The organism is Mesorhizobium sp. WSM4847 (genome assembly GCF_055811335.1).
In genome coordinates, this window is record NZ_JBVVPY010000020.1 from 69486 (window position 1) to 91532 (window position 22047).

Consider the following 22047-nt stretch of genomic DNA (forward strand, 5'->3'; position numbering starts at 1 on the left):
CGATAGCCCAGCTGCGCGACTATTCGCGGAATGCGCGGCTGATCTGGTCGGTCAATGGCTTCATCAGAAACGAGATGACGGTGCGATCGGTCGTGCGCATGAACGCCTCCACCGGCATGCCCGGCTTGAGGCTTTCCGGATCCAACGAGCCAAGCTTGCCTTCGTCAAGCCTGATCCGCACGCTGTAGTAGGATAGTCCGTTCCGCTCGTCTTCGACGAGGTCGGGAGAAACCGTTGCTACATGTCCTTCGATTTCCGGCGTGACCTGCTGGCTGAACGCCGACAGCCGCAGATGGACAAGCTGGCCGGGCTGGACCTGATCGATGTCTTGAGGCGCGATGCGTGCCTCCACAGTCAATTCGTCAGCGGTCGGGACAATCATCATAATTGGCTCGCCGGTCGTGACGACGCCGCCGACCGTATGGATCGCAAGCTGATGCACCCGTCCGTTCTGGGGTGAACGAATATCGGTCTGTCTAAGCAATTCCTCCGCGGCGATCTTTCGCTCTGCCAATTCTGTGGTTCGAGCCTCCGTTTCGCGTAATTCTTTCGCGACCTCGCTGCGCCAATCCTGCTGGATCTGGATGATGGCCATTTCTGTTTCGCTGATTCTGCCGTTCGCTTCGGCTATCGCAGCGACGAGTTGGCCGCGCCCTCCCTCGATCTGAGCCTCGCCCCGCTCCAGGTCCAGGAGTCGCGACCGCTGGACGAGTTTCTTTTCCCAAAGGCCCCTGACGCCCTTGATCTCGTCGCGGACCAACGCAATCTCGTGCTCCTTGGCCGCCCTTTGTGCCTCGAGGCCCGCTATCTCCTCCTTGAGCTGGCTCACCCGTTGCCTGCGTTGCTCGATTTGGGCACGGTAAGCTCCCCGTCGCAAAGCGAAAAGTTTCTGCTCCCCGCCGATCACACGCGCCACATGTCCAACAGAGGAGCGGCTGGTGAGATCCTCGGAAAAGGCTATCGCCTCGGCATCCTCACGCTCCGCTGTGAGGCGTGCCTCCCGCGCCGAGAGTTCGTCCAGGGTATTGGTTATGACGGCGAGATTGGCGCGTGTAAGCGTGTCGTCGAGACGGAGCAAAATATCGCCTGCTCTGACTTCATCGCCGTTGCGCACGTTGATCTCACCCACAACGCCGCCGCTTGGATGCTGAACCGCCTTGACGTTGGATTCCACTGCGATATGGCCGGTAGCGATGACGGCGCCTGACAATTCCGTCGTTGCGGACCATGCACCAAGGCCGCCGACAAGCAGCGCCACGGTTGCGGCGCCAAGAAGCATATACCGGCGAAGGGATAAGTCGTTCTGCGTCGGCTGCGATCGCACATCGGTAGGGAGGTTAGCCCGAACGAACAGCAGCCCGCCGATTTTGCCCTTGACGCCGGCCAGATGGCTCGCTCCGGCACGAATATGCGGAATCATCCCCCTCACGCCGTTACGCGCGCCAAACAACGATCGATCATGAAATAACGTCATCCTGATGCCTTTTCCTCCGGGGCAACTGCTTGAAGCGTTCCCACGGAGGCACTCCGTGTCGTGCCCCGGACGACCAGATCCCTCGCCCCAAATGCGTGCTGACGGCCGGAGTCGAGAACAAGTAAAAGGTCCACTGCCGCCAGGGCGCTTGGACGATGGGCGATTACGACAACCACGCCGTGCCGCTGTTTGACTGCAAGGATCGCCTGGGTCAAAGCCTGCTCGCCTCCAGCGTCCAGATTCGAGTTCGGTTCATCCAAAACAACGAGGAAAGGATCACCATAAAGCGCGCGGGCCAGTCCGATGCGCTGCCGCTGTCCTGCTGAAAGCGATGCGCCGCCCTCGCCGATCTCGGTCTGATATCCGCGAGGCAAGCGCAGGATCATTTCGTGCATGCCCGCGGTCTTGGCCGCCGCGATAATGGTTGCCGGATCCGGAGAAGGATCAAAGCGGGCAATGTTTTGAGCAATGGTGCCTGCGAAAAGTTCGACATCTTGCGGCAGATACCCGATGTGCCGCCCCAGTGCCTCAGCCGGCCACTGTTCGATGGCGGCGCCGTCCAGGCGGATTTTGCCGCGCGCTGCCGGCCAGACGCCGACGAGCGCCCGCGCCAGTGACGATTTGCCCGATGCACTCGGACCGATGACACCGAGCGCGGAGCCGGCGCTCAGCGAAAACGTAATGTCCTGTACAACAAAACGGCGCTCGCCTGGCGGAACGACGCCGATCCCTTCAACCGAGAGTTCGGTCCGCGGCGGCGGCAGCTGCAAGCGATCCTCTGTGGCGGGGAACTCCCTGAAAAGTTCGCTCAGCCGATGCCAGCCTTGTCTAGCGGCAAGAAAGTTCTTCCAGTGCGCAATTGCGAGTTCGACTGGCGCCAGCGCTCGCGCGGTGAGAATAGAACTTGCGATGATGATGCCAGGCGTGGCTTCCTGGCCGATCACCAAATACGCTCCGATCGCGAGAACGACTGATTGCAGCAGCATCCTAAAGCCGCGGGAGAGCGCGCCGAATGAGCCCGTGACATCGCTGGCACGCATCTGCGCCTGCCTGTATTTGCCGTTTGCTTCCGCCCAGCGCGAGGCCATAGTGGATCTCATGCCCATCGCTTCGAGCACCTCGGCATTGCGGATGCTTGCCAGTGCGATATTGCTGCGCGCTCCGGCATATCCAGACATTTCAGTTGCTGGATGGCGGACCGTTTTCTCCGTGAGTACGGTCAATGCCAAAAGCAGGATCGCCCCAATCAGCGCAGCCAGGCCAAGCCAAGGATGGAAGGCAAAACAGAGCGCGAGATAAAGCGGCATCCACGGCAGGTCGAAAAGAGTGGCGGGACCACCGCTGGCCAGGAAACCGCCGATTTGATCGAGATCGCGCACCGGCTGCATGCCCTCGCCCGAACGGCCTCTGGCCAAGGGCAATTGCGACATCACGCGGTAGGTCCGCTCACTCAGGCGCTCGTCGAGTCCGCTGCCGATACGCGCCAGCACCCGGCCGCGGATCGCGTCGAGTGCACTTTGAAAAACATATAGAATCGAAATCAGCAGGACCAGAGCCACCAGCGTCGGCACGCTACGGCTGGGCAGGACCCTGTCGTAGACCTGCAGCATAAACACCGAGCCGGACAACATCAGCACGTTGATAAGGCCGCTGAAAGCCGCCACCGCCAAAAAGGCGCGCCGGAAATGCGCCAGGCAGGCAGCCAATTCGGACTTCGCCCTCGGCGGGCGGAGCTTCTCTGAACCAGATTGTGACATTGATGTCCCCTCGATCAACCGCATGCGTCAGCAGGCGATGCGGGCCCATAACTGCAGGCCCGCATCGTCCGGCATTGGCTACGCGGCCTGATCGGCGATCACGCTGTTGTTATGCGCAGACAGTTGCTCGATGAGTTTCGCAGCCAGCGCGTCGGCATCGCCCGCTTGCGTATGTGCATACTCTGCCCAATCAAAAGCCGGTCTCGGATCGCCCGCATTTGCTAGCGCGGTCGACGCATTGTCCCGGACCTGCTCGATAGCGTCGTCGAGTTGGCCCCGAGCGTTCCCGAGTTGTGGAAACACGATGTTATCGCCGTCAAGCGCCACCTGTGCACCACTCTCCTTAGCCGTGCCAGGCGTTCCTTCAGCCTCCTCATGTTCGGCCAGGGTCTGGTCAGACCGGAAGTTTACGCCCTGTTTGCCGAAGAAGGTTGCAAGCCATTGGGAGCCAGAATTCGGCTGCCCAGAATCCGGCGGCGTTGTCGGGGCCGGTTCAGCTTGCGCCGTTGGTGTCGGGGCCGGCTCAGCTTGCGCCGTTGGCGTTGGTTCCTGCTGCGGCGCCGGATCGGAAACTGCCGCCGGTTCATCCTGAACGGCAGCGACAGTTCCCTGCTTCGGATCGACGAGATCGAGTTTGACGTTCTTGCTCCCGACAGAGACGGTGCGCGTCGAAGCTTCGATGCCCGCCCCCGAGAAGGTTACTGTGTAGGTGCCGGGCTTGAGCGCGAGGTCGTAGCCGCCGGCGCCCATGGTCTTCGTCGTAAACGTCGCGCCCGTCGAACTCTTCGCTGTGATGGTGAGACCGGATAGACCTTCACCGGGATCGTAGAACCTATCCCCGTCCTTGTCGTCGATCGCCACACCGGTCAGGAACAGGTCTGATCCGGTCTTGGCGAAATTCTCCGCCACGAAACCGCTGGAGCGCCCCTGGTAATCGCCAACCTCGAATCCAAGACCTACCTCGCGGAAGTTCCCGTTGAGGATGTTGGCACGATGACCCGGGGAGTTCATCAGGTTGTTGTGCAGGAGCAGAATCTCGTCATTGTAGCCCGTCGGTGACCTGGTCGTAGCCCATGCGATGTTCTCTCCTGTCGCCCAGGAGCCCGTTAGGGTGTAGCCGGCAGCCTTCATACGCTGGGTGGGCGAGGACCCTCCCGACCCCGTGTGAGAAAAGGTGTCGGTTGCAAGCATCCATCTGCTGTGCCCCTCAGCCGCCTCGCTGAGATCATTATCGAAGGCCAGCGGCTGCACGCCGGCCTTAGCCCTCTCCGCGTTGATAAGTTCAAGTAGATATTGTTCATGTGCGCTATGTTGCGGCATTAGGTCGTCGCTCCACTGTTTCGTTTTTGGACGGTCCCGCCAAGCTGTAGAATTTCCCAATCACGCTTGGTAAAAGCCGACTGTGGCTAACCTGCGGCAAGCAGCTGTTAACCATGATTTTGTTAAAGAGAATTTGTGGGGATGCGATAACACAAAATTTCATATTGTAATGCAACCAGCAAGTGTGACATTCAATTATGCGCGTTCTCGCGATGCGCGACGTGCGCGCCAGGCCGTGACGAGTTGAGAGTGGCGGCCGCGGCTATGCCGCCGGCAAGAGGTCGGGCTCTCGTCCTTTACCCGCATGCCGCCGGCATCCAGATCGGGACGGCGCCCGGTCCGGTCCCGAACGCCTCGCGTCGACCATTGCCATTAACCGAAGGTTGTTCGCCGATCTTGGACATCAGGGACCCGTGTGGCCGGGCCGTCTCGATCGCTGTCAAGATCGTTAAACGAAAAGCTGATCAAGTCGGCTTCGCCGTGCAACCGGGACGCTGGTTGTGGAGCGCTGGATCAGCTGCAACAGGCGGCTGATGGTAGACGCGCGCCCCGCAGTGGGGTTAGACGGGCCCGCCCGCGGCCCTCGCTTCAGTCGACTTCGCGCAGGCGGTATCCTACGCCGGTTTCGGTGGTGATGTAACGCGGCTGGTCGGGCGTTTTCTCGATCTTTTGCCTGAGCTGCCGCACATAGACCCTGAGATACTGCACGTCGGTCGAATCGCCCCAGACCTGCTTCAAAAGAAACTGGTGGGTGAGAACCTTGCCGGCGTGCTGCACGAGGATGCGCAGGATGTCGTACTCCTTCGGCGAGAGCTTTATCTCCCTGTCCTCGATCATGACGATGCGCTTCACCAGATCGACCGTGAGATCGCCGGTGTGGAAGACCGGCTTCTCGCCTTGCTGCTGGAACTTGTGGCGGAGCGCCACGCGGATGCGCGCGACAAGCTCGTCCATGCCGAACGGCTTGGTGATATAGTCGTCGGCGCCGAGATCAAGTGCCGAGACGATGCCGGCCTCGTCGGTGCGGCTGGAAAGGATGACGACGGGAACATCCAGGCCGTCGTCCCGCCATTTGCGCAGCAATTCGTGACCGCCCATGCCGGGCAGGCCGAGATCGAGCAGGATCAGGTCCGGCTTTTCCGTCTCCACGAGTTCGATCGCCGTCTTGGCGTTCGGCGCCTCGCTGATCGCATAGCCCTGGCTGCCAAGGCCGACGCGGAGCAGCTTGCGGATCGGCGGTTCGTCATCGACGACCAAAATCCTGACGTCCAGGTTCGTCATGGCAAGTTCGTCATGGCAGGTCATCCATGCCGGGGTCGCCCACATGTTGGTCTGCCGCTACCGGCATCCTGATGGTAAAAACCGCACCCGGGCGGTCGGTCCTGTTGGCCGTCGAAATGGTCCCGCCCATCGCCTCGATGAAGCCACGGCAGATCGAGAGCCCGAGCCCGGTGCCGGCACGGACCTGATCGCCCTTGCGCACCCGGTGGAACGTGTCGAAAATGCGCTCCAGATCCGCTGGCGGAACGCCTGGCCCCTCGTCCATGATCTGCAGCATGACGGAACCATTGTCGGCCCAGCCCTGCAGGCGGATCGTCGAAGCTGGCGGGGCAAATTTAGCGGCATTGTCGAGGAGATTGAACAGCGCTTGCTCGAACAGGACGGGGTCGACCCTCAGCATCGGCAGATCCGTGGGAATGTCCATTTCGGTCTTGTGTTCGCCGATGATTTTTCTGGCTCGATGCAAGGCGGTGCCGACAATGTCGCCGACATAGTGGAACGCGTAGTTCGGCTCCATCGCACCGGATTCGATCTTGGTCATGTCAAGCAGATTGGCGATGAAGCGGTTCAGCCGCTCCGATTCGTCGAGCACGGTCGACAGCAGGTCCGCCCGGTCCGTTTCGGGAAGCGCCGGCGCAAATTCCCGCAATGTGCCGGCGGCGCCCATGATTGCGGCAAGCGGCGTTTTCAGGTCATGGGAAATCGAGGTCAGCAGCGCCGAGCGCAGGCGGTCCGCCTCGGCCTCGAGCCTGGCCCGGTCGACGTCAGCAACAAGCTGGATGCGCTCGATCGCGACCGCCGCCTGATCCGCGAGCGCGTCGAGCAGGCGCTTCTGTTCGGGGGTCAGCAACGGGCCTTGCTTGTCATTGTCGAGGCCGACGACGCCGACGGCGGTGCGACCGGTCCGCAACGGCAGATACAGGCGTCTTGCTCCGGGAAGCGTGTCTGCGCCGCGGCCTGCGGGGCGATCGTGCTCCCAGGCCCAACGGGCGGCCGCGATGTCGGCCTCGGCCAGCGTGTCGTCGGGTGGGTAACCGGCCTTGACGGTGATCGTGCCGTCTTCCGGCAGCAGCAGCACCACGCGCAGCTTCAGCATCGAGGCGATCTGGAAGGCAGTCGCCCAGAGCACGTCGTCTAGCGTGCCGGCGCCGGCGAGCTTCTTCGAGAAAAGATAGATATCTTCCGTGGCGCGTGCCCGCGCGCGGGCAGCGACCGCCTGTCGCTGCACCCGCGCTGTCAGATTGCTGGCAATGACCGCAACAACCAGGAAGGCAGCCAGCGCCACGATGCTCTCCGGGTCCTGGATCGTCAGCGTGTAGCGTGGTTCCAGGAAGAAAAAGTTGAAGGCAATGGCGCTGATGAGGCAGGCATACAAAGCCGGCCAGAGACCGCCGGTCACCGCCGACGTCAGAACCCCGATGAGAAAGATGATCGCCAGATTGCGGACGTCGAGGAACTGGTGGAGAAGGACCGCGAAGGCGAGCGAGCCAGCAACATAGGCCGTGGCCTTGAGATAGGGCCAGATATCGAATTGCCACTGCTCGTCCGCCACCTTTACGGTCCGTGACGTCGCCTCGTCGTTGCGTTCGTTTCCCGAAATGACATGGACGCTGATGTCGCCGGCATTGCGGATGAGATCATAAGTGAGCGAGCCTTCGATCAATTCCCGCCAGCGCGAACGGGTCGGCCTGCCGATCACGATATGGGTGAAGTTGTTGGCGGTCGCATGGCGAACGATGTCCTGCGCGACGTTCTGGCCTGGAATGGTCGTTACTTCGGCGCCAAGCTGCTCGGCAAGGCGCAGCAGCGTCGCGAGCCGATCCTTTTCCTCCTCGGACATGGCGGCTGAACGAGGGGTATCGACATGAAGCGCCGTCCAGGGAGCGCGGAGCCGGTCGGCCAATCTCCGCGCATAGCGGACGCGGGCCGCCCCGCCCGGACGCGCATCGACGCAGACGAGAACCCTTTCCCCCGCCGCCCAGGGCCCGGGTATGGCGTGGGCCTGCATGTGGGTCAGCAACTGCTCGTCGACGCGCTGGGCGGTGCGGCGCAGCGCCAGTTCCCTGAGCGCCGTCAGATTGCCCGGCGAGAAATAATTCTCGATCGCGCGCCGGGCGGTGCTGGGGATATAGACCTTGCCTTCCTCGAGCCGCTTGATCAGGTCGTCGGGCGTGAGATCGATGATCTCGATGTCGTCGGCCTGGTCGATGATGGAGTCTGGAACCGTCTCGCGCACCCTGACGCGCGTGATCTGCGCCACGACATCGTTCAGGCTTTCGACATGTTGTATGTTGAGCGTGGTGTAGACGTCGATGCCGTGCGTCAGGATTTCCTGAACGTCGAGATAGCGCTTGGGATGGCGGCTGCCCGGTGCGTTGGTATGGGCAAGCTCATCAACGAGGACCAGCGCCGGACGCCGGGCAAGGATGGCATCGAGATCCATTTCCTCGAGGATGCGCCCCTTGTACTCGACCCGATGACGGGGAATCACCTCATAGCCGTCGACCAGCACCTGGGTTTCCTTGCGGCCGTGCGTCTCGACGACGCCGATCACCACGTCCACTCCGTCGGCCAATCTTGCACGGCCCAACATCAGCATTTCATAGGTCTTGCCGACACCGGGTGCTGCGCCCAGAAAAATCCGCAGACGACCGCGCGCCTCCCGCTCCGCACGGTCAAGCAGGGCGTCGGGTGAGGGTCGGGTTTCGTTGCTTCTGTCGTCCGGCATCACAATCGATCATGAATGGCGCCGGGGATGGTGTCGATCCCCAGCCTGCCACTCATTGCTTCCCACAATTCATTGCTTGATGGCCTCGTCCAGCGCCAGGTTAAGCGCCAGCACATTGACCACAGGCTCTCCCATGAAGCCGAGTTCGCGGTCCTCCACATGGCTGTCGACAAGCGACTTGACACTGGCTTCATCGGCGCCCCTGGCCCTGGCCACCCTGGCGACCTGGAAATAGGCGGCCTCGGGGCTGATATGCGGATCGAGGCCGCTGGCTGAAGTCGTGACCAGATCGATCGGCACCTTCTGGTTCGGATTTTCCGCATTCAGCCTGTCGGCATCGCTCTTGACGCGGTCGATCAGCCTGGGGTTGGTCGGCCCGAGATTCGAGCCGCTCGAAGCGGCGGCGTCGTAGCCGTCGCCCGCAGCCGACGGCCGGCCATGGAAATAGCGCTCGCTGGCAAAAGCCTGGCCAATCAGTTCGGAGCCGACGACCTTGCCGTCCCTCTCGATCAGGCTGCCATTGGCCTGGCGCGGGAACAAGGCCTGGGCGATGCCGGTCATGCCGATCGGATAGATCAGGCCGGTGAGGATGGTGAAGAAAACGATCATGGTGATGGCGGGTCTGATTTGCTTGAGCATCGATTTCATTCCTTATGCGAGGCCAAGCGCCGTGATGGCCATGTCGATCGCCTTGATGCCGACGAAGGGGACGATGATGCCGCCGAGGCCGTAGACGAGAAGGTTACGGCTGAGCAGCGCGGCCGCGCCGATGGCGCGATATCTGACGCCCCTCAGCGACAGCGGGATCAGCGCGACGATGATCAGCGCGTTGAAGATGATGGCCGAGAGAATGGCGCTCTGCGGCGTCGCCAGATGCATGATGTTAAGCGCCTGCAGCGGACCTGATGTCTGCCCCGGCGCGATGTAGAAGACGGCGAACAGGGCCGGGATGATGGCAAAATACTTGGCCACGTCGTTGGCGATGGAGAAGGTTGTCAGCGAGCCGCGCGTCATCAGCAGCGCCTTGCCGATTTCGACGATCTCGATCAGCTTGGTCGGGTCGCTGTCGAGGTCGACCATATTGCCGGCTTCGCGTGCGGCGACCGTGCCGGTGTTCATGGCAACGCCGACATCGGCCTGCGCAAGAGCAGGCGCATCATTGGTGCCGTCGCCGCACATGGCGACGAGCTTGCCCTTGGCCTGTTCGTCGCGGATAAGCTTCAGCTTGTCCTCGGGCGTCGCCTGGGCAAGGAAATCGTCGACGCCGGCCTCCGCCGCGATCGCCGCCGCCGTCATCGGGTTGTCGCCGGTGATCATCACCGTGCGGATACCCATCTTGCGCAGTTCGGCGAAGCGTTCCCTGATGCCGCCCTTGACGATGTCCTTGAGATGCACGACGCCGAGCAGGCGTCCGTCGCGCTCGACCGCAAGCGGAGTGCCGCCGGATTTGGCGACATCGTCGGCGATCGCCTGGAGGTCGCGGACGGTGTCGCTGCCGGGGCGCATGCCATGCGTGGCGACGGTCGACTGATTGACGAACGCGAGCACCGAATCGACCGCGCCCTTGCGAATCGAAGAGCCATCAATGTCGACGCCGCTCATGCGGGCTTGCGCAGTGAAGGGCACGAAAGCGGCATGCAGTGTCGCCATGTCGCGGGCACGGATGGCGTATTTCTCCTTCGCCAACACGACGATCGAGCGGCCTTCCGGCGTTTCATCGGCAAGCGAGGCCAACTGCGCCGCGTCGGCCAACTCCTGCTCGGTGACGCCCTTGACCGGGCGGAATGCCGTCGCCTGGCGATTGCCGAGCGTGATCGTGCCGGTCTTGTCGAGCAGCAGCGTGTCGACGTCACCGGCCGCCTCGACGGCGCGGCCCGACATCGCCAGCACGTTGAACCGCACCAGGCGATCCATACCGGCGATGCCGATGGCCGAAAGCAGCGCGCCGATGGTCGTCGGGATCAAGGTGACGAACAGGGCGACCAGAACGGTCACCGAAATGGTGCCGCCCGAATAGGCGGCGAAACTCGGGATCGTTGCCGTCGCCAGCACGAAGATCAGCGTCATGCCAACGAGCAGGATGTTGAGCGCGATCTCGTTGGGCGTCTTCTGGCGCGCAGCGCCTTCGACCAGCGAGATCATGCGGTCGAGGAACGTATGGCCGGAGGCCGCGGTGATGCGCACGCGGATCCAGTCAGACAGAACCTGCGTGCCGCCGGTCACCGCCGAACGGTCGCCGCCGGATTCACGGATAACCGGAGCGGATTCGCCGGTGATCGCTGCCTCGTTGACCGAAGCGACGCCTTCGATCACCTCGCCGTCCGATGGAATGATGTCGCCGGCCTCGACGAGCACCACGTCGTCGACCTTCAGGCTGGTGCCGGGCACCAGCTTGAAATTGCTGCGGTCGTCGCCGCTCAACAGCTTGGCCTGGCTCTCGGTGCGAGCCTTGCGCAGCGAATCGGCCTGCGCCTTGCCTCGGCCTTCGGCGATCGCTTCGGCGAAGTTGGCGAAAAGCACGGTGAACCACAGCCAGATGATGATCTGCAGCGAGAAGCCGAGATCGCCGCCACCAGTGACGAGATCCTTGACGAACAGGACTGTCGTGAGCGCCGAGACCACGGCGACGACGAACATCACCGGATTGCGCATCAAGGTGCGCGGGTTCAGTTTCCTGAAGGCGCCGTCGATGGCGGGCAGCAGAATGCGGGCATCCATGATGACAGCGGATTTGGACTGGCTCATTTGGTGGCTCCAGTATCGATGTTGTTGGTTGGCGCCGATCGATCGGATGCCGAACGAAGATGCGGAAGCCCGGAGGCCAGCAGCCAGATCAGATCATGACTGCCGCAATGCCGAAGAACGTGGACATGGTCGGGAAAGGAGGCGGGGTTGCCCCTTTCCGATCATCTTGATGCCGAATCTTGCGACGTATGGTTTCGAGCCAGGACATAATTTTGATCCAAGGTGGGACGGTTCAGAAAGTCTGCCCGTGGATGCCAGCCAGGTGCTCGATGATCGGTCCGACCGCCAGCGCCGGGAAGAAGGTGAGGCCGCCTACGATCAGAATGACGCCGACCAGCAGCCCGACGAACAGCGGCCCGTCGGTTGGGAAGGTGCCGGCGGAGGCCGGCACCGTCTTCTTGGCGACCAGCGAACCAGCGATCGCCAGAGCCGGGATGATGACCAGGAAGCGGCCAATCAGCATGCCGATGCCGAGCGTGATGTTGTACCAGGGCGTGTTGCCGGTCAGGCCGCCAAAGGCCGAGCCGTTGTTGGCGGCAGCCGAGGTGTAGGCATAGAGAACCTCGGAGAAGCCGTGCGGGCCGGCATTGGCCATCGAAGCGACGCCGGTCGGCAGCACCACCGCGATGGCGGTGAAGATCAGCATCGCCAGCGGCAGGCAGAGAATGGCGAGCATCGCCATCTTGACCTCCTTGGCCTCGATCTTCTTGCCGAGATATTCGGGCGTGCGTCCGACCATCAGTCCGGCAACGAAGACGGCGATCACGATGTACATCAGGATGCCGTAAAGACCGGCGCCGACACCGCCGACAATGACCTCGCCGAGCTGCATGTTGATGATCGGGATCATGCCGCCAAGCGCTGTGAAGCTGTCATGCATGGCGTTGACGGCGCCGCAGGACGCGGCGGTGGTGATCACCGCAAACAGCGCCGAGAAGGCGATGCCGAAGCGTGTTTCCTTGCCTTCCATGTTGCCGCCGTCGATGCCCAGCGCATGCACCAGCGGATTGCCTGATGCTTCCGCCCAGTAGCAGACGGCGACGCCGGCGATGAACAGGACGCCCATCGCCGTCAAGATCGCCCAGCCCTGGCGCTGGTCGCCGTTCATGCGGCCGAATACGTTGGTCAGCGCCGCACCGATGGCGAAGATCGAAACCATCTGGATAAGATTCGAGATCGCGTCGGGGTTTTCGAAGGGATGCGCGGCATTGGCGTTGAAGAAGCCGCCACCATTGGTGCCGAGCATCTTGATGGCGATCTGCGAGGCTGCTGGCCCGACCGCGATTGTCTGCCGCGCGCCTTCCAGGGTTGTGGCTTCGAGATAGGCGCTGAGCGTCTGCGGTATGCCGAGATAGACATAGACCAGCGTCAGCACGATGCAGAGCGGCAACAGCAGGTAAAGGGTGCAGCGGGTCATATCGACCCAGAAATTGCCGATCGATTTGCCGGAAGCCTTGGTGAAGCCGCGGATCAGCGCGATTGCGACGGCGATGCCGGTCGCTGCGGACAGGAAGTTCTGCACGGTGAGGCCGGCCATCTGCACGAGATAGGACATCGTGCTTTCACCGCCGTAGTTCTGCCAGTTGGTGTTGGTCATGAAGCTGGCGGCGGTGTTGAAGGCGAGCCCGGGTTCGACGGCGCTCATGCCGGCCGGATTGTACGGCAGGCTGCCTTGCAGCCGTTGCAGGGCGTAGAGCACCAGGAAGCCGGCGAGGTTGAAGAACAACAAGGCCGCCGCATAGGTGGTCCAGTGCTGCTCCTCACGCTCGCTGGTCCCCGAGATGCGATAAAGGCTCCGCTCGACAGGGCCCAAAATCGGCGAAAGGAACGTGCGGTCGCCGCTGAAAACACGATACATGTAGCCGCCGAGCGGCTTCACCAGCAAAACGACGATCCCGCAATAGACGAGGATCTGCATCCATCCGTTGAAAGTCATTGAAATAGCCTTCCGTGCCTGCGCCAGTTGCCGTTAGAAACGTTCTGGGCGAATGAGGGCGTATGTCAGGTAGACGAGAAGGAACAGGGTCACAGCGCCACCGAGGATATAGTCGACAAGCATGTTGCGGTCCTTCCGCCTAAAGACTGTCGCAGGCTTTGACGAAGGCGAAGAACAGGGCGAAAAACAAAAACCCTATCCCGAGAACGATGATGTCCATCGGAGCTGTTCCTTATTTTCGTTTTTGCACTGGCTTGCCTGCAGCCGGGCAGCGTTGAAGTCATGTGAAGACACTCTGTCGCGATGATAATGGCGACCGAGATGTGTCCTTCCCGACGAAATATGGATCCAAACCCCATAAAGGTTCGAGACGTGGCGAAGAGGAAAGAAATAAGAATCCTATAAAGGATTTGCCGTCGCGGCTCTCAGCGCGGCGCTCAAAGACAAGCCGTGCGGCGGGGCGAAGCCGCCGAAAATCAGCGATTTCGCGTATAGATCACGGCATAGTCGTGCGCCCGCTTCCAGCCGAGTTCATCGTGGGGCTGTCGTCCAGCGTGCGAATGGCTGGCGGGTGCGAAGCTGATGCGGGAACGAGGGCGGACTCGCTCCGCCAAATCGGCTGCTCAGCCTTCGGCCTTGAAGTTCTTGGCTTCCTTCTCGACCTTGGCGCTGTCCTTGCCGTGCTTGCGCATCAGATCCTTTGCCTGGTTGGGCGAAACGTCAGTTGTCTCGGCCAGTCGCAGGGCCTCCTTGTCGTCCGGTTCGCGTTTCTTCCGATCGGCCATTGCGGTCCGTTTGTCAGCCATCACAATGCCTTTATGCTCTTGGCGATTTCGTTCAGCACCTTGCGGTCGGTGCCGTGGCGCTTGATCAGCGTGCGAGCCTGGTCGGGAGTGATGCCGGCTTCCTCGGCGAGATGCCTCACCTCATAGTCTTCGTCGCCGGCTACTTGTGAGCGATCGCGGTTGTCGGTCTTGGTCTTGTCGTCGGGCATGGCAGTTCTCTCCTCGCTTGGACCTGGAGCATAACGGCGGAGATTTCGTGAGGTTCCTTAATGCATGTCGCCCAAAAGTGCGCAGCGGTTTTGGGACAACGACATGCATAAACAGGAACAATGCATGTCGCCCAAAGCTGCGCAGCGGTCTTGGGCAACGACATCCCTAAAAACAAGAACCAAAAGCACGTGGCATCGCGCTCTTCAGACGTGACGCGCTTTAATGCCGGCCTTCGCGCACAAACACATGGGCTTCCTTGGCGGCCGCCGTGAATGCCCGCCGCGCAGTGCCAACCGCCCGCCGCTGCTCCATCGCATCCATCATGGCTTTCAAGGCCGCGCGATATTTCGGCCCGCGCTTTTCGTCTGGCCATTTGTCGACCAGAAGCGAGGCCGCCTGGACCGTCCTCGTCACAGAAAGCCGGCGTCCGGTGCGTTCGCTCTCGATCGTCACCGGAACGTCGAACTGTTCATCACGCATTGCCGCCACTCCTTGAGCCCAACGGCAGCAACGGCGCAGCGGATTGTCAGTTCCGATTCGAATGGCGCGAACCATCTCGATCACTATTCATGGTTACCGAGTGGCTTACGTCGCCGGTCTCATTTTCGACAATGCGCAAGCCGATTGCAGACGATGGGTTAGCGGCACCGATGGTCGAACACGATCCCCATGGTCCTACCAATTGCGGTCATGACGATAAGCTCGACCAGTTGGTCGTCGCTGTCCGCACAAGCCGGGCCTGCCCGGCGGATGGAATCTATTGCGGCTCTGGTCGATATGGTGTCGCCGGCGCGGAATTTTGAAAGCGCAGATGAAACAAGTTCATGGGCCGGCAAGTCGACGACAGGCGCTCTCGAAACGACGTTCATTGGCATCCTCCACCATGAAGCCTTTCCCACCAGAATGATACGCCGAACGGCGGTTTTCGCCAGCGAAATTGTGGTCCGACCAGAGGCCGATCCGGACACCAATTGGACCGGGCCAGTACCGGGCCAGCTAGCTTTTTGCAGGGCTCAGCGCGATGCTGCCGACTTCGATTTCTCTCGGCTTCTTGCCGCTGGCTTGACCCTTATGCGCATCGCTCCACCGCCCTCGGGCTGGTCGATCTCAAAGGCGTTGGTCTTGCGCACGAGATCGCTCAGCTTGCGAAAGCCGAAGGTCCTGGGATCGAAGTCGGATACCAGATTGGCGAGCTGATTGCCGACAATCCCGAGCGGCACCCAGCCGTCCTCGGTTCCCATCTGTGAAATGACTCTGGTGATGATCGGTGTCGCGGCGCTGGGCGGCTGCAAGGATTTCGTTGGCGCCGCATCTTGCGCGTTGGCTGACGCAGTCGGAAGCAGGTTCTCGGTGTAAACGAAGCGGCGGCATGCCTGCCGGAAACTCTCCGGCGTCTTCTGCTCGCCAAATCCATAAACGTCGATGCCGTGCTCCCTGATGCGAGCGGCAAGGCGGGTGAAGTCGCTGTCGGACGACACCAGGCAGAAGCCTTCGAACCGCCCGCTGTGGAGAAGGTCCATGGCGTCGATGACGAGCGTGATGTCGGATGCGTTCTTGCCGGTGGTGTAGGCGAATTGCTGCTGCGGGATGATCGCATGCTTCGACAGCACATCGGCCCATGCCTTTGAGCGGGTGCTGGAGAAATCGCCGTAGATGCGACGAACGCTTGCCTCGCCGATCTTTGCGATCTCCTCGAACAAGCCGTCGGCAATCTTGGCCGAGGTATTGTCCGCGTCGATCAGCACTGCAAGCCGTGGAGAACGTGGTTCGGTTGGCAAGGTGAGCCCCTGTTTTTGGCTGCGCACCAGAGACATATGGTGCAGCGGAGCCATGCGAAACCTCTTTATCGAGATACGGACGTCATCTACTTCTCCAGATACAAGATCATGCCGGCGTGGTGCAGCACACCGTCGATGAACGTTCCGTCAGCGGTAAAGCCGGTGTCGTCCCAGTAGTCGATGTGATTTCCCCGGATCTCATAGCGCCCCTGGTATGCGCTGTCACGGTTCCCACGCGCTTCGTCATAGCGACCATTTGGAAGCAAGTTGTGGCGGATATGGCCATCCGCCGTGACCCACATCCCGACATAGGGGTGGCTTGCCGAAGCTGGGGTAACGGAATTTTGCGCGATATTCATTTGGGCGAAGCCTTTCTGTGCGGATAAGCCGGCCGCGCCGGCAACAAGCACGGCAGCGGCAAGTATGGAAATCTGTTTCATCGGACTACTTGCTGGCTGTCGGCCGGATGACGATCTCGTTCACGTCGACATCGTCCGGCTGTTCGATGGCAAAGCGCACGGCACGGCCGATCGCGTCGGGCTGCAGCGCAATGGCGCGATAGGTCTTCATCGCTTCCACTGCGATAGGATCGGTGATCGTGTCGGCGAGCTCGCTCTCGACCACGCCGGGATGAATGCAGGTGACGCGGATGTTGTCGTGCTCCTGCCGCAAGCCATCGGAGATGGCGCGGACCGCGTATTTGCTTGCGCAATAGACAGCGGCTGTCGGCGATACCGAAAGCGCGCCGATGGAGGCGATGTTGACGACATGGCCGGAGCCTCGGGCCGTCATCTGCGGCAGCACCGCAGCGATGCCGTAGAGCACGCCCTTGATGTTGACGTCGACCATTCGGTCCCATTCATCGACCTTCATCGAGATCATCAGCGACAACGGCATGACGCCGGCATTGTTGACGATCACATCGACGCGTCCCCAGGCCTGGCGCGCCGCATCGGCAAAAGCGGCGACATCGTCGCGGTCGGTCACGTCCAGGCGGCGTGTCATTGCCTCCCCGCCCTTTGCCCTGATCTCTTCTGCGAGCGCGTCCAGCCGACCGGTGCGGCGCGCACCGAGCATGACCTTTGCTCCTGCGGCACCGAGCTCCCGGCCGATGGCGGCGCCAATGCCGCTCGAAGCCCCGGTGATGAGCACGACTTTGTTGAGGGACATGTTTCGTCTCCGTCTGGTTGATCTTGCGAACCGCCATGCAGCGGTTGCCACGAAGATGGATCTGTTTCACTGTAGCGATAAGACGACCATTTGTTTACAGCGTCGAAAGCACAGCTAACCAATGCAGCCGGATCTCAATGCGCTTGCCGTCTTCGCCCTCGTCGCCGAGGAGCGGAGCTTTCGCGCGGCTGCGGACCGGATGGGCGTCACCCGCTCGGCCGTCAGCCAGACGATGAAGCGGCTGGAAGAGACGCTCGGTATCGGGCTGGTCCAGCGCACGACGCGAAGCGTCAGCCTGACCGAGGCTGGCGAACGCCTCTACGCCGAGATAGCGCCCGCCATCGCCGACATGTGCGCCGCAATGGAGAGCACCGGGGACCTGCGCGGGCGTCCGCGCGGGCAGTTGCGGCTCGCCGTCTCGTCGATCGCCGAGCGCTTTCTTTCAGGGCCGTTCCTGGCGACCTTTGCCGAAGCCAATCCGGAGGTCCGGATGGACATCACGGTGACGGACGAGGAATTCGATATCGTCGCCGAGGGATACGATGCCGGCGTCAGGCTCGGCGAGGTGATCGAGCAGGACATGATCGCGGTGCCTGTCGCCGGTGACGAGCGGCAGCTGGCCGCCTGCGCGCCGGCCTATCGTGATCGGTTTGGCGAGCCGTCGCATCCGCAGGAACTCGCGGGCCATCGCTGCATTGGCTGGCGTCGCGCCTCGAAGGTCGCGCCCTATCGTTGGGAATTCGCCGAGGACGGCAAGGAGTTCAGCGTCGCGGTCGCGCCGGCGATCACGACCAACGACATGGCGTTGATGATAAAGCTCGCCATTGCCGGAGCCGGCATCACTTTCGGCATGGAGGAAAGCTTTCGCCCGTGGATCGCTCGGGGCGAACTGGTGCCGGTTCTCGTCGACTATTGCCCGCGCTTTGCCGGCTTCTACCTTTATTATCCGAGCCGTCGCAACGTCGCGCCGAAGCTGCGCGCGCTTGTCGAACACCTGCGGCGTCCTGGCTAGCGTTTTCCACGCGGACGATTGAACCGAAATCGCTTTCCGGCCGCCCGCTTTGGGACGGGAGTCCAGATCGTCAAACTCCGCTGTGCGCACCCGGTATCTCGATGTTGCATTTATATTAGTGTGAGCGCATGTTTTCATCAGCCGGCGCAAGCCGGTTAGGCCCGGCGGCCAGCCGGTCACCCCCAACAGGCTGCCGGGCCGCCTGCAACGGCTTGGGAGGACATGACATGCCGAAAATCTCGGAACTCTTTTTCAAGACAGCGATCGTCTTTCTTATTCTGGGAATTGCAGCCGGCCTGCAAATGGCAATTTCAGGCAATCACGGCGCCTACCCGGCTCACGCACACATCAATCTCCTGGGATGGGTAACAAGTGCAATATTCGGTGGGTATTACGCCCTGAACCCGACAAAAGCCGCCCGCAGTATCGCAATGGTCCATTATGGCGTCTATAATTTTGGCCTGGTGGTGATGTTGCCGGCCCTCTACTTGATGCTGCATGGAAATCCGGCGCTTGAGCCGATCGTCGCCACCGGCTCGATGATCGTCGCTGCCAGCGTGCTCATCTTTGCCTTCGTGGTTTTCTCCGCCGAAACGGCGCGCTCAGTCTCGGGAATGCCTGCGGTTCCACGCTAAACGATGTCAGGATATTGCTGAGCCAGGCCCGCGCCTCTGGCGGAGAAGGCGGGCCGATCGGGTAGTGGGCTGAGAGCGTCTGGCGCTTGCGTAATTAGATAAGCCTAATGCAAATCAGGTCTGGCCGATTGAGTGGGCGCGGCGGTGCACTCGGGTTGGGCGTGCTATTCATCCGATAGATATGTCGATCACGCAAAGGGAGGACGAGATGAGACCGGTTAAGTCATTCGCATTTGCTGCTGTGCTGCTTCTATCGTCTGCATTGTCTGCGGCCGCCCAGTCGGCTCGCGAGGACATCGAAGCGGCGCTGCCGAAATTCACGGACGCCTTCAATAGCGGAAACGCGGCGGCGGTGGGTCAATTGTATACCGAGGACGCTGCCTTGCTGCCGCCCGACGGCAAGCGCGTCGATGGCCGCAAGGGCGTGGAAGAGTTCTGGCAGGGCGCGATCAAAGGCGGGATGAAGAATCTCACCCTTAAGGCGCTGGAAGTGGAAGAGAGCGCGAAGCTCGCCTACGAAGTTGGCGCATTTACGCTCGATGCGCCGAGCAAAGACGGCGCCCTCTCCACCCTTGTGGGCAAGTACATCGTCGTCTGGAAAAAGGGCGACGACGGGACATGGCGCCTGCATCGGGACATCTGGAATTTAGGTGCCGCCCAATAGGGATTGAAAATCCAGGCCTCATTGACCGGCTTGGCGGAAGGTGCGGCTGGTTTTTTGCGTTGGAACAAAGGCTTAGGTAGAAAGTTCGGCTTCCGCAGCATTATTTCCTGTGCAGACATGCTGCGAGATCGGCTCGTCCCTCCGATCAGCCCGCGTCCTCTTCCCCACCACGGGGCGCGGGCTTTTCGTACGGAAATAGCCAATGACCAGCCGGCGATCGGCGGCCCCAGGTCTGAGAGTTTTGTCATCATTGTGCCGGCAATGCCTTCGCGGCAGCGGTCAGAGTTGCCCGATCGTTGCCGTGCTTGCGGATCAGCTCGCGCACCTGCTCCGGCGTGATGTTATTCTGCAGAGCGAAAAAGTTCACTTCATAATCATCGTCCGCCGATATCTTGTTGCGGTAGCGAAAGTCGCGTTTGCTTTTGTCGTCTGCCATATCGCACGTCATTTTAGAACTTTATCATATTCACTATGGCTAATATACGCAGCTGACCTAGACTGGGTTCCATGCGTAGGCGGGCAGAGGCCGGCACCGGCCGGCTAGAGTTCATTCCCCCGATGGAGCCCAAGCTGGTGGCCATGCCGCCCGCGGGTGACAACTGGATTCATGAGATCAAGCTGGATGGCTACCGCGCCCAGATCATTATCAACGGCCACGAGGATATCCGCGTCTATACCGAAACCGGTAAGGACTGGACGCGTCAATATCTGGGCATCGTGGAAGCCGCGGGTGAGCTTGAGGTCAAGAACGCCATCATCGACGGCGAGGCGGTCGTCACCGACAAGGCCGGCATGCCCGACTTCAACGCGCTCCAGAACGCGGTCCACAACAATCCCTACGGCATGTACCTGTGCGCATTCGACATTCTGCACCTGAACGGCCATGATCTGCGCGACATCGGCTGCAAGGCACGCCGTGAACTTCTCAGCGGTATCATCAAGCCGCACAGCCGCATTCGGTTCAGCGAGGCCCTGCCTGGTGACGCGCAGTCGCTCTTCCACCTCGTCGAGGAGGTCGAGCTTGAGGGAATTGTCTCGAAGCGCGCCGACAGCAAATATCGCAGCGGCCTGACCTCGAACTGGCTGAAGACCAAGAGCTTCACGGTCGATGAATTCGAACTGCTGGGCGTCGAGCGCCAGCCCGGCGAGGCAGCCTTCGCCCTTTTGGCACAGCCCGGCACCGGGAAATATGTCGGTTCCGCCCTGATCAGCCTGGGCTGCGACATGAAGGAGCGGCTGTTCAAGCGGGTTCGGGAGCACGCCGGGCCGCCGCCAGAGGCCATGAAGAAACGGCCGGGGACACAATGGCTCAGGCCCGGGGTGAAGCTGCGCATCAGGCATCTTCGCGGCGACCACAGCCACATACGCAATGCGTCGCTGCTGGGTTTCGGTGACGAGAGCTAGTGCGCTTTGTCTGCCCCTTTGAGCGACGGGCGCTTCGGCGCCGCAGCCAGAAGGACGTCGTGACCTGGGAGTGGTTCACGCGGCTGGCCAACGACTGGCTGCCCAAACCGCGCATCCTTCATCCTTGGCCGCACCAGCGCCGTCAATTACCCGAGGCAGGAGTTGTATGCGCTAATCGGGCTCGTCGGATTTGTGCGGGGCGCGCTCGGCAATGGGAGTGCCACCGCGATCTGTATTATGTGACGATCGAGCCGCTACGGACATGCCCGGCTGGGCGGCAACCAGGCCGCGAATTGGCCGCAATGCCCCGGTTCAACTACCTTCCGTGGCTCATGCTATCGCTGAGGTGCGTGAAGTATGAAGTATCTGTTGTCTCTGGGCATTGTGCTCTTTTCGGTACCTTTATCGGCATCGGAGATCATCCTGGAGCAGGTCACATTGCGCCGAGGGATGGAAGGCGACACCAGGCAGTCGGGAGCCTTGGACGATCCGAAAACCTACAGCAAAAACAAGGTGTACCGTGAGGAAAAGGCGCTCGCAGCGAACGCTGGCGTCGAGCTAGACCAATTCCTGGATGATTACTATGCGAAAGGATTTCGGAAGGAATCTGGAGCCAACAGAGCAGTACACTACCTGATATTCTACAATTCAATCTCGGCACCACGGTGCAAGAGGGAATATTTGATCCAGCGGGTAAGGCACACCAAAATATACTACAGAAATAATAGAAGGATTGCGGATAAAACAGTCGAGTATCTTGTGGAAGTTTTCAAGCTGAACAACTACGGGCATACCAAACGCGCGGACGGTCACGTTCAGCTTCATTTTCTGGGGGACGTCCAATCGCGAAAGACTGTCGTCGACATCGAGGTCGGTTGCGGCGAGGTGCGCAGCGTGGCCGATGGAATGGCTAGGCCTTTCGAGCAGAAAATCCTGTTTAAAGAGTTGCAGGATTATTCCAGCAAACCCGGCCTCTACGACAAGGTCAGCTTCGAGTTCTCCAGGTCTTACAGCTTTGCTTCGGAATTCGACCGAAATGGACACACGATAACGTTGCCGGATTTTCTCCAGTAACCTTCCTCGAAGTAGATCCGACCTTGCTGCCTTTCTGCCGCCGGACCCGAAGGTTTTTTCCGGTGACAGTGCAC

21 protein-coding genes are annotated in these 22047 nt (G+C 61.1%); 5 read left to right on the plus strand and 16 right to left on the minus strand.

Translation table 11 applies throughout. The features are described 5' to 3' along the window. Nucleotides 1-19: 19 nt before the first annotated feature. The 15 genes from AC0L28_RS25460 to AC0L28_RS25530 form a co-directional block, all read right to left on the minus strand. Complete coding sequence (locus AC0L28_RS25460) at nucleotides 20-1474, minus strand: HlyD family type I secretion periplasmic adaptor subunit (RefSeq protein ID WP_128169902.1); 1455 nt, start codon at nucleotides 1472-1474, stop codon at nucleotides 20-22. After that, the gene (locus AC0L28_RS25465) at nucleotides 1471-3231 is read right to left on the minus strand and encodes a type I secretion system permease/ATPase (protein ID WP_287180638.1); all 1761 of its coding nucleotides are present in this window, start codon (nucleotides 3229-3231) and stop codon (nucleotides 1471-1473) included. Before AC0L28_RS25465 ends, AC0L28_RS25460 begins: the two co-directional genes overlap by 4 nt. Before the next feature lie 78 nt (nucleotides 3232-3309). After that, a complete protein-coding gene (locus tag AC0L28_RS25470; RefSeq protein WP_473480990.1) occupies nucleotides 3310-4551 on the minus strand; it encodes a CAP domain-containing protein in 1242 nt (413 codons plus the stop codon). Between the two features lie 588 nt (nucleotides 4552-5139). After that, complete coding sequence (locus AC0L28_RS25475) at nucleotides 5140-5832, minus strand: response regulator transcription factor (protein WP_473480992.1); 693 nt, start codon at nucleotides 5830-5832, stop codon at nucleotides 5140-5142. Between the two features lie 10 nt (nucleotides 5833-5842). Beyond that, complete coding sequence (locus AC0L28_RS25480; RefSeq protein WP_473480994.1) at nucleotides 5843-8560, minus strand: DUF4118 domain-containing protein; 2718 nt, start codon at nucleotides 8558-8560, stop codon at nucleotides 5843-5845. A 69-nt stretch (nucleotides 8561-8629) separates the two neighbouring features. Continuing rightward, complete coding sequence (kdpC, locus tag AC0L28_RS25485) at nucleotides 8630-9199, minus strand: potassium-transporting ATPase subunit KdpC (RefSeq protein WP_023797475.1); 570 nt, start codon at nucleotides 9197-9199, stop codon at nucleotides 8630-8632. A gap of 12 nt (nucleotides 9200-9211) precedes the next feature. Next, complete coding sequence (kdpB, locus tag AC0L28_RS25490) at nucleotides 9212-11305, minus strand: potassium-transporting ATPase subunit KdpB (protein ID WP_473480996.1); 2094 nt, start codon at nucleotides 11303-11305, stop codon at nucleotides 9212-9214. Nucleotides 11306-11537: 232 nt separating this feature from the next. Continuing rightward, nucleotides 11538-13241, minus strand: a complete 1704-nt coding sequence (gene kdpA, locus AC0L28_RS25495) for a potassium-transporting ATPase subunit KdpA (RefSeq protein ID WP_473480998.1) — start codon at nucleotides 13239-13241, stop codon at nucleotides 11538-11540. 33 nt (nucleotides 13242-13274) lie between these two features. Next, nucleotides 13275-13364: a K(+)-transporting ATPase subunit F gene (locus tag AC0L28_RS25500; RefSeq protein ID WP_023797479.1), complete on the minus strand. Its 90-nt coding sequence runs from the start codon at nucleotides 13362-13364 to the stop codon at nucleotides 13275-13277. Nucleotides 13365-13864: 500 nt separating this feature from the next. Then, a complete protein-coding gene (locus AC0L28_RS25505; protein WP_036262205.1) occupies nucleotides 13865-14047 on the minus strand; it encodes a hypothetical protein in 183 nt (60 codons plus the stop codon). Next, nucleotides 14047-14235 (minus strand): DUF3606 domain-containing protein, encoded by a 189-nt coding sequence (locus AC0L28_RS25510; protein WP_023797481.1) that lies wholly within the window; start codon nucleotides 14233-14235, stop codon nucleotides 14047-14049. The genes AC0L28_RS25505 and AC0L28_RS25510 overlap by 1 nt, the downstream gene beginning before the upstream one ends. 220 nt (nucleotides 14236-14455) lie before the next feature. Beyond that, the gene (locus AC0L28_RS25515) at nucleotides 14456-14716 is read right to left on the minus strand and encodes a DUF982 domain-containing protein (RefSeq protein ID WP_167366476.1); all 261 of its coding nucleotides are present in this window, start codon (nucleotides 14714-14716) and stop codon (nucleotides 14456-14458) included. Between the two features lie 533 nt (nucleotides 14717-15249). Continuing rightward, on the minus strand, nucleotides 15250-16014 hold the full coding sequence (locus tag AC0L28_RS25520; protein WP_473481046.1) for an NYN domain-containing protein: 765 nt from the start codon (nucleotides 16012-16014) through the stop codon (nucleotides 15250-15252). Nucleotides 16015-16100: 86 nt separating this feature from the next. Beyond that, complete coding sequence (locus tag AC0L28_RS25525; protein ID WP_128247428.1) at nucleotides 16101-16373, minus strand: Atu4866 domain-containing protein; 273 nt, start codon at nucleotides 16371-16373, stop codon at nucleotides 16101-16103. Nucleotides 16374-16458: 85 nt separating this feature from the next. Then, entirely contained in the window at nucleotides 16459-17184 is a 726-nt protein-coding gene (locus AC0L28_RS25530; protein WP_419694683.1) for an SDR family oxidoreductase, read from the minus strand. A gap of 121 nt (nucleotides 17185-17305) precedes the next feature. Here AC0L28_RS25530 and AC0L28_RS25535 point away from each other — a divergent pair, with 121 nt between their 5' ends. The 3 genes from AC0L28_RS25535 to AC0L28_RS25545 all read left to right on the plus strand — a co-directional run bounded on the left by AC0L28_RS25535 (nucleotide 17306) and on the right by AC0L28_RS25545 (nucleotide 19495). Beyond that, the gene (locus AC0L28_RS25535) at nucleotides 17306-18196 is read left to right on the plus strand and encodes a LysR family transcriptional regulator (protein WP_473481001.1); all 891 of its coding nucleotides are present in this window, start codon (nucleotides 17306-17308) and stop codon (nucleotides 18194-18196) included. Nucleotides 18197-18423: 227 nt separating this feature from the next. Continuing rightward, a complete protein-coding gene (locus tag AC0L28_RS25540; RefSeq protein WP_128173515.1) occupies nucleotides 18424-18831 on the plus strand; it encodes a hypothetical protein in 408 nt (135 codons plus the stop codon). 208 nt (nucleotides 18832-19039) lie between these two features. Beyond that, entirely contained in the window at nucleotides 19040-19495 is a 456-nt protein-coding gene (locus tag AC0L28_RS25545) for a YybH family protein (RefSeq protein ID WP_473481003.1), read from the plus strand. Nucleotides 19496-19742: 247 nt separating this feature from the next. Here AC0L28_RS25545 and AC0L28_RS25550 read toward each other — a convergent pair whose 3' ends face one another. After that, nucleotides 19743-19931, minus strand: a complete 189-nt coding sequence (locus AC0L28_RS25550; protein WP_287230387.1) for a DUF3606 domain-containing protein — start codon at nucleotides 19929-19931, stop codon at nucleotides 19743-19745. Between the two features lie 71 nt (nucleotides 19932-20002). Here AC0L28_RS25550 and AC0L28_RS25555 point away from each other — a divergent pair, with 71 nt between their 5' ends. Next, nucleotides 20003-20899: an ATP-dependent DNA ligase gene (locus tag AC0L28_RS25555; protein ID WP_473481005.1), complete on the plus strand. Its 897-nt coding sequence runs from the start codon at nucleotides 20003-20005 to the stop codon at nucleotides 20897-20899. 357 nt (nucleotides 20900-21256) lie between these two features. Then, a complete protein-coding gene (locus tag AC0L28_RS25560) occupies nucleotides 21257-21973 on the plus strand; it encodes a hypothetical protein (protein WP_287230423.1) in 717 nt (238 codons plus the stop codon). The last annotated feature ends 74 nt before the right edge of the window (nucleotides 21974-22047 follow it).